This is a genomic window from Finegoldia dalianensis (assembly GCF_046255015.1).
Lineage (GTDB): Bacteria > Bacillota > Clostridia > Tissierellales > Peptoniphilaceae > Finegoldia > Finegoldia magna.
In genome coordinates this window covers 44621-52984 of sequence record NZ_JBDLBQ010000004.1, presented here as the reverse complement: position 1 = coordinate 52984, position 8364 = coordinate 44621, and the positions used below count along the sequence as shown (strand labels likewise).

Below are 8364 nucleotides of genomic sequence, written 5' to 3'. Positions count from 1 at the left end.
AGTTTGCCATCTTTAATAACAAATATCCTATCTGCATCAACAATTGTCTTTAACCTATGAGCGATTATGATTAAAGTTTTACCCTTAACTAGATTTGCCAAGGCGTTTTGTATGAGAGCTTCATTTTCAGGATCTATATAAGAAGTTGCTTCATCTAAAATTACGATTGGTGCATTCTTTAGCATGGCACGAGCAATAGATATTCTTTGTCTTTCTCCTCCAGATAGATGACCTCCACCTTCTCCAACTCTTGTATCATAACCGTTAGATAGATTCATAATAAAATCATGGCAGGCAGATTTTTTACATACATCTATAATTTCTTCGTTAGAGGCATTCTTATTTCCAAGCCTAATATTTTCCTTTATAGTCATATCAAAGAGGAAATTGTCTTGGGATACAAAAGAAATAAGTGAAGACAAGTTTTCGAGCGACACATCTTTTGTTTCTACTCCGCCAATTTTAATAGATCCCTTATCTACATTCCAAAATCCAGCAATAAGTTTTGCTATTGTGGACTTGCCTGACCCAGAAGGACCAACGAGTGCTGAAACATTAGATTCTTTTATTTCCATAGAAAGATTATCAATGACTTTCTTTTTTCCATCGTAAGAAAAGTCTACGTCTTGAAGTTCTATATTATAGGATTCTATTTTTTCTCCCTTGTCGATATTTTCTAACTCTCTTGAATCTAAAATCTTTCCTATTTCAGAAGTTATAGTTGATATTCTTGACATATCATCCATATAGTTCATGATTTTTAAAATGCTAGAAACCGTAGCAAAGGATAAGACGATTAAGGTAATTAAATTTCCTAAATCAATACTTCCATTTATATAAAATAAAATCCCAAAGGGTATGATTGTAATAATTCCCATAGGAGAAAGTAATCTACCTATGGCAACCCTATTCATAGATTCACCCATCCAGTTATAATAAAAGCTTGCATTGTCATAAACTGCATCAGCATATTTTTTATAAGATGATTCGCTTTGATTAAAGGTCTTGATTACTTCTATCCCATTTATATACTCAACAATAGAATTATTCATATGTTGACCAATGGCAACTGACTTTCCAAACATTTCCTTATAATGAGCATTCATAACAGACATCATGGTAGCCATTCCTACCACAAATGGAATTAGTGATAGCAAGGTCAATCGCCAATCTAGTGTAAACATGTAAATAAACAATAGAATAGGTCCTACTAAATTTGCCGTAAATTCTGGCACTAAGTGGGCAAGGGATGTTTCCATAGAATCAACTTGCTCAACTATAATATTTTTTAATTCTCCAGATGTTCTTGAAAGAACATCTCCCAGTGGCATCTTAAAAAGTTTCTTAGAAATATCATTTCTAATTTCTCCTAATGAATTAAAGGTTGCGGTATGGGAAATACTTGTTGATATTCCTGCCGCCACTTCTTTAATAACAAATGTTATTAAAATACTTATGCAAAGTGGAGTGTATAAGCTCATATCATTTGCACCATTAATCAAATTTACAATAATTTTTGCCATGTATATATAAGAAAAAAGCCCAGCCACTACCCCTACTATTGCAAGTAGTACAGAAATAAAATATGAGCCTTTTCTTTTATTTACATATTCTTTTACTAAATTCACTTTAAAACCTCCTTTAGTAATATTTTTAAATAGTTTATTATATTTTTTTTATTTCAGAGGGCATTCTATTAAGCTCTCCAATCATCATTGCTATTCCAGCTAAAATCATAATTAAATCTACAAGAGGTTCAGCAAACCATACTGCCTTAACTCCAAATGTCATTGGTAGAATAATCATGGCAGGTACGAATAAAAATAACTGTCTTAGCATTACTATTATGCCGGCTTTTTTAGCGTTTCCTATTGATTGGAAGAATGTTATAGTCATTACCATTACGCCATATAGGATAAAGATAGAATAAAATAGTCTAAAGTTTCCTATTCCCTGAGTTATAATACTTTCTTCTACTCCAAATAAAGAAAGAATATTCTTTGAAAATGCTAATGCTGGTATCCAAAATATTGATGCAAGAACTAATCCTCCGATAGAAAATACTTTCATAGCTTCTTTTACTCTGTCGTATTTTTTCGCTCCAAAATTTGTACCAACTACAGGTTGTAAACCTTGACTCATTCCCCAAAGTGGAATGAAGGAAAAGGCATATATTCTAAGTGTTGCTGCCATCAAGATAGCATTTGTATCTCCGCCATATTTAAATGACATTTTATATAGCATTGTTTGTTGAATCATAAATAAAATTTGCATCATCATAGCAGATGACCCTACGCCAAACATTTCTTTTTTTATTTCCTGATCAGGTTTGATTTTATTTATTTTTACTGCTTTACTTTTATATTTGAAGTAATGGAGTGTTATTATCGCTTGAACAAATTGTGCTGTAACAGTTGCAAGTGCAGCCCCTTCTATTGCGTATTTTCCCATTAATTTCATTAGAATTGGATCAAGAATTATGTTTAAAAAAGCCCCTAGCCCCATAATGAGCATTGCTTTTTTCATTAATCCTTCTCCACGCATAACCATGTTTGCTGATTGAGTAAAGTTTACAAATAAAGAACCAATGAAAATTACTCGTAAATATCTGATACCATATTCTTTAATTTCTCCACTTGCTCCAACCATATCTAAAAAATGTGGTGCAAGTAAAATTCCGCCTATTGTAATAATTGATGAGAATAGAATAACCCAAAAGATTAAATTCCCCATAATTTTATCAACTGTTTTTTGGTCACCCTTTCCTATAGCTCTTGATAAAACTGATGCTGAACCTACACCTATGAGTGTAGATACTCCACTATTAAAAAAGGTAAGTGGCATAGCTACACCACAAGCTGTCATTGCAGTTTGTCCTATAATATTTCCTGCAAAAATTCCATCCATTAATGGATAAAGACCTATTACTATCATTCCTATTACAGCAGGAATAGATAATTGAAAAAGTAGTTCTATAGGTCTTTTGCTTAATAATTGTTCTTTCATATCTTGTTTCAAAAAATCAACTCCTTACACAATCAGTCCAGCTTTAATAAATTTCAAAATTTCTTTTTCATGTCCCTGAACATATACTTTCTTATATCCATCTTCTTCAAGCATTAACACAGAATTACAAACTTTAAAAATAAGTTCTATATCATGAGTTATTATGGCAAAAGGATATATTTTTGAATATCTTTTTATTATTTCAGAAATATCATTCATTCTCTTGTAATCTAAACCTGACGTAGGTTCATCTAGAATTATTAGTTTTCTACCACTTAAACAAGCAGTTAATAGAGCAAGTCTTTGTTTTTGTCCACCAGATAGATTTTGTGGATGGTCATACCTATTTTCCCAAAGGTCAATATGTTTTAATTCGTTTCTAAGTCTATTTAAATATCCAACGTCATTAATTCTATCTTTTTGTAAAAGCTCATTTTCCACCGTATCAAAAAATATTTGGTATTCTACATCTTGCATCATATAATAAGAGTTTCTTAATCTTTCTTTTTTATTTCTCCCAAAGCTTGTTTTGCCTTTAAAGTTTAATAAACCAGCTAAAGATCTTGCAAGAGTCGTTTTACCTACTCCATTTTTACCTATAATCGCCATTATCTCATTTTCACATAAGCTTATATTTAAATTTTTTATTAATTCTTTTTTACCAATAGAAATACCAACTCCTCTTATATCCTCAACTACATTTTTGCAATTATCAATATTTTCAGATAGCAAAAAATTATAGTTAGTTGTTCTTAAAGAGTAATTTTTACAATCCTCTTCTGTTAATTCATCTTTTTTAAAAACTTTTTCGATTTTACCATCTTTCATATACAAAAAACGATCATATAAATCATTTAAATAGAACAATCTATGCTCAGATATTATTATCGTTTTTCCTAAGGATTTTAATTTTTCAAGAATATTCTTAAGTTCGACTATTCCCCTATAGTCTAAATTTGATGATGGTTCATCAAAGAAAATTATTTTAGTATCATAAACAAGAGTAGATGAGATAGCAACTTTTTGCTTTTGTCCACCTGATAAAGAATTGATATTTCTATATTTTAAATTTTCAATTCCCATCACACTCAAAGAGTCATCAACTCTTTTCTTTAATTCTGAAAGATCCATTCCTAAATTTTCTCCAACAAAGGCAAGCTCATCCTCAACAATATTTGCGAAAAACTGATCTGTTGGATTTTGAAATACATTTCCTATATATTTTGCCAATTCTCCATTGTTATATTGCGAAATATTTTTTCCTAAAATAGATACTTGTCCATATAATTGTCCTTGATAATGATTCGGAATTAAACCATTTAATATTCTTGTTAGCGTAGTTTTTCCACAACCAGATAAACCACTTATAACAACAAGTTCCCCTTCTTTAATATTTAGCTCTATATCTTTTAAAATTACCTTATCATTTCCGTCATAAGAGAATTTTTTAATATCTGCTTCTATTACATTCATATTGACCTCCACAATAAGAAAATAGCTAAAAGTAAGAATACGATATCAAAAAATTTAAAAGTTATTTTATGATAATTAGTCCTTTCCCCTCTATATTCTGCTCCTTTAGATATAATAGATGAAGTCAAAGTTTCACTCACTTGCAAACATTTATAGATAAGAGGGATGAAGTAAAGTTCAAAAGACCTAATAGGATGGAGGGGACTTAATCTTAGTCCCCTTACCTTCATGCCATTCTTTATTTCTTTAAGCCTTAACCCCATTTCTGATATAAACTTCATTCCTATCACTATGCTTAGAGCAAAAACATTTGGAATGTGTAAAAACTTAAGTGAACTCATCATTTTAAGTGGTGATGTATTCACAAGAATACCGCCAATAATAAATATCGGAAAGAGTTTTAATACGATTTCTACAAGACCTAAAATTGCATTTCCACCTATTCCTAAGTCTATAATAGTTAATGTTTTGCCAACAATTAACAAGATAAGAACTGTTGCTAGTTGTTTAATAAATTGTTTTAAGGAAAAAGTTAAGGTTAGAAACATTGATATTCCTATCATAGTATAGTAACCAATATCATCTGTTATAAATAATATAATCGAAAACGCTAAAATTAAAACAAATAAGATTATAGGATTTACAAGACAGTTGTCATCTCTCCTTATGTTTTCCATTACAATATTCCTGATTTTTTACTCTTTTTAAAAAACTTATTATTTATATATAATCCAAATCTTCCTGCTATTAATACCAAGACGATATTAATGCCTATTGAGATTAGCATTGCCTTTGGTGTAAAAAAGGCATCCATAAAGGCAGCCTGTTCTTTTGTAAATACGCTAAAAACTTCAACAATTTTTTCTGGTCCAAGTAGTCTTACAAATGTCATTGCGTGCATTGAAATAACAAACATTCCAGCAGATAATGCTAAGGCAACTCTATTATCATTTTTATAGTTACCTATAATTAATTCTGCTACAATAGCTGCGATGGCATTTACTATAAGCATTGGCCAATATCCACTTAATGCATAAAATACACCCAGCAACATAAAAAATATAAAAGCTATTCCCCTTTTTTGTAATTTTTTAGCCATAATTATAAATGGCGGAGCTACTACAAAGGAAGAAAATCCTGCCGCTATATATAAGGATAAAGTTCCTAACATTCCTGTGGCCGTTGATACAGCCATGTTTAATATAAACGCCACTACTGTAAAAATTGTAACTTGTACGATATCTTTTAATTTCATATAAACCTCCAATTTAAGATATGTTTTTTCTTTCTAAGTAAACCCTAAGATTTACTTAGCATTATTATCTAAGATAATTCCTATCATTTTTTTTAATGCAAGTTTGTTCTTCACAAAATTTTCTCTTGCATTTAGAACTTCACAACCTAGAATAAATGTGTTAATAAAATCAGTTATTAATTCAATAGCTTCACTTAATTCACCTCTTACATCTTCATCAAATAACATTAAAATACTATCAGATGATGATTTTTTTAGTTTCTTATATAAGTCTTTTAACTTATCGTCATGATTTAATTCCTGCAAAAACATTGCATAAATTGAAACATAGTCACTCTGATATAGCATTTTTTCTAAAATAATCTCAGATAAAACTTCGCTAAAATCCTGACTTGTTTTATTCATCTCATCATAGATTATCTTCTCTCTGTATTTATTTCCTTCTAACATAATGTCGTATAAGATTTCATGCGTAGAACCATAATGATGATACAAGCCACCTCTAGAAAGCCCAGTAGCTTCCATAATGTCATTCATAACGGTATTTCTAAATCCCTTATCCAAAAAAACTTTAATAGCTGCTTGTCTAATCTGCTTTTTTCTTTCATCAGCTTCCATTTTCATTTCATAAATAACCTCCAAACCGACATACTTGTCGGTATTATTGTATCAACTCTGATAATCATTGTCAATAGCTTCGCTTATACTTCTTTATTAATTTCTTTAAATGCGGTATAATTAACAGAAATTAATAAACGCTTAACGCTTATAACTTTAATAGCAAGCACAGTAAGTGAGTACCCACTTACGAAAAATTGATGAAGCAGAACCTTTATGGACTGCTTCTTTTTTTATCAATTTTACCTTGTTAGGGAGAGCCCTAAGACCCTAATAATTTATGATAAGGAGATATACTATGGATAATAGAAAAAGAAATAATCAACTAAAAATATATTTAACAGATGAAGAAAAGGAGGTTTTTGAAAAGAAAATGAAACTTACAAACTGCAAAACTATGTCCCACTTTCTTAGGAAATGTGTATTAGAAAAAGAGATTTATGTTGTAGATTTAGAACCATTTAGAAACCTACAATGGCTACTTTCGAATGCAACAAATAACATAAACCAGATTGCAAAAGCAACTAATACAACTGGTGTTATTTACAAAAATGAAATTGAATCAATTAATAAACAGATAGAAAAATTATCAAGAGAAATATGGCAGATCCATTCCCTACTTCTAAATAAATCAAAAGAAAGTTCTGGTGATTAGTATGGCAATTACAAAAATACATCCTATAAAATCAACTCTAAATTTGGCAATAGATTATATAACTAAGAGTGAAAAAACTGATGAAAAAATCTTAGTATCTTCATTCAAATGTCATCCATCTACTGCCCATATTCAATTTATAAAAACACGAGAAGACAATGATACTAAAGGTACAGTTTTAGCTAGACATTTAATCCAATCTTTTCTACCAGGAGAGGTTGATCCTATAAAAGCTCACGAGATAGGAATGGAATTGTGTAAGAAAATTTTAAAAGAAGATTATGAATTTGTTCTTGCAACTCATATAGATAGAGGGCATATCCATAACCATATTATTTTTAATAATGTTAATTACAAGACTGGTAAATGCTACCAATCTAACAAAAAATCTTACCACAAAATTAGGTATCAAAGTGATGAATTATGTAAAGAAAATAAGCTTTCAGTCATTGATGAATATTATGAAGCTTACAAAAGAAAATATAAAACTGCTGGTAAATCTTGGTATGAGTATGACCAAAACAAGAAAGGAAATTCTTGGAAATCTAAATTGCAATTTGATATAGATAGAATGATTAATAAGTCTAAATCGTGGGAAGAGTTTTTAGAAAATATGAAATCTCTTGATTATGAAATTAAGTTTGGTAAACACATTGCTTTTCGCCATAAAGATAAGCAAAGATTTACAAGAGCAAAGACTATCGGAGAAGATTATACCGAAGAAAAAATCAAAGAAAGAATAGATTTAGCTATTAAAAACAAAGCTAATCCTACTAAAAAGCGTGTAGGAAATGTTATTGATATATCTACTAATAAAAAAGCTCAATCCTCTAAAGGTTACGAAGTCTGGGCAAGAAAACATAATATAAAAACAATGGCTGACTCGATAATTAAGCTTAGAGAACAAGGAATTAAATCAATTACACAGCTCGATGACCTGATCAAAAAATCTGCTGATGATAGACAAGATTTGTTAGATAAAATAAAGAAAATTGAAAATGAGATGAAGAGTTTATCCCAAGATATGGAAAATATAAATACTATAAATAAGTATCGTGAAATCTATAAAATCCATAAGAAAAATCCTGATTATAAGCAATTTGCAGAAGAATATTATAGTGAACTTTCCGTCTATAAAATAGCCGCTAAAGAGATCTTAGAAAATTATAAAAAACTACCAAACACAAAAGAAATATTAACGAAACTCGATGAATTGCAAGAAAAAAAGAACACCCTTATGCAAGAGTATTCTTTGAATAAAGAGCAATTTTCCAACCTTGTTCAGTATAGGAAAAACTATGAAAATTATTATGGGAAGGAAGTGGAGAGATAAAAAGCTATAAGCGAATAAGCCTAT

The 8364-nt window shown here is 29.9% G+C and carries 8 protein-coding genes; 2 read left to right on the top strand and 6 right to left on the bottom strand.

Features of this window, described 5'->3' with window-relative positions:
• From ABDJ34_RS05120 to ABDJ34_RS05095, 6 genes are all read right to left on the bottom strand, one after another.
• The coding region (locus tag ABDJ34_RS05120) for an ABC transporter ATP-binding protein (protein ID WP_412701595.1) at positions 1-1628 on the bottom strand (1628 nt) is incomplete at its 3' end.
• A gap of 37 nt (positions 1629-1665) precedes the next feature.
• Entirely contained in the window at positions 1666-3018 is a 1353-nt protein-coding gene (locus ABDJ34_RS05115; RefSeq protein ID WP_412701594.1) for an MATE family efflux transporter, read from the bottom strand.
• A 12-nt stretch (positions 3019-3030) separates the two neighbouring features.
• Positions 3031-4479: an energy-coupling factor ABC transporter ATP-binding protein gene (locus ABDJ34_RS05110; protein WP_412701593.1), complete on the bottom strand. Its 1449-nt coding sequence runs from the start codon at positions 4477-4479 to the stop codon at positions 3031-3033.
• A complete protein-coding gene (locus ABDJ34_RS05105) occupies positions 4476-5156 on the bottom strand; it encodes an energy-coupling factor transporter transmembrane component T family protein (protein WP_202229771.1) in 681 nt (226 codons plus the stop codon). Before ABDJ34_RS05105 ends, ABDJ34_RS05110 begins: the two co-directional genes overlap by 4 nt.
• Positions 5156-5734, bottom strand: coding sequence for an MptD family putative ECF transporter S component (locus tag ABDJ34_RS05100; protein ID WP_005956598.1), 579 nt, complete (start codon positions 5732-5734; stop codon positions 5156-5158). The genes ABDJ34_RS05105 and ABDJ34_RS05100 overlap by 1 nt, the downstream gene beginning before the upstream one ends.
• A 51-nt stretch (positions 5735-5785) precedes the next feature.
• Complete coding sequence (locus tag ABDJ34_RS05095; RefSeq protein WP_041250625.1) at positions 5786-6358, bottom strand: TetR/AcrR family transcriptional regulator; 573 nt, start codon at positions 6356-6358, stop codon at positions 5786-5788.
• A 292-nt stretch (positions 6359-6650) separates the two neighbouring features.
• Here ABDJ34_RS05095 and ABDJ34_RS05090 point away from each other — a divergent pair, with 292 nt between their 5' ends.
• On the top strand, positions 6651-7007 hold the full coding sequence (locus ABDJ34_RS05090) for a plasmid mobilization protein (RefSeq protein ID WP_412701592.1): 357 nt from the start codon (positions 6651-6653) through the stop codon (positions 7005-7007).
• Position 7008: 1 nt separating this feature from the next.
• Positions 7009-8340 carry a relaxase/mobilization nuclease domain-containing protein gene (locus tag ABDJ34_RS05085; RefSeq protein WP_412701591.1) on the top strand — a complete coding sequence of 444 codons (1332 nt, stop codon included), beginning with the start codon at positions 7009-7011 and terminating at the stop codon, positions 8338-8340.
• The last annotated feature ends 24 nt before the right edge of the window (positions 8341-8364 follow it).

Coding starts and splice junctions, on each gene's coding strand:
- ABDJ34_RS05110 (WP_412701593.1), bottom strand. CDS start 4,479: ATGAATGTAATAGAAGCAGATATTAAAAAATTCTCTTATGACGGAAAT.
- ABDJ34_RS05095 (WP_041250625.1), bottom strand. CDS start 6,358: ATGAAAATGGAAGCTGATGAAAGAAAAAAGCAGATTAGACAAGCAGCT.
- ABDJ34_RS05085 (WP_412701591.1), top strand. CDS start 7,009: ATGGCAATTACAAAAATACATCCTATAAAATCAACTCTAAATTTGGCA.
- ABDJ34_RS05090 (WP_412701592.1), top strand. CDS start 6,651: ATGGATAATAGAAAAAGAAATAATCAACTAAAAATATATTTAACAGAT.
- ABDJ34_RS05105 (WP_202229771.1), bottom strand. CDS start 5,156: ATGGAAAACATAAGGAGAGATGACAACTGTCTTGTAAATCCTATAATC.
- ABDJ34_RS05100 (WP_005956598.1), bottom strand. CDS start 5,734: ATGAAATTAAAAGATATCGTACAAGTTACAATTTTTACAGTAGTGGCG.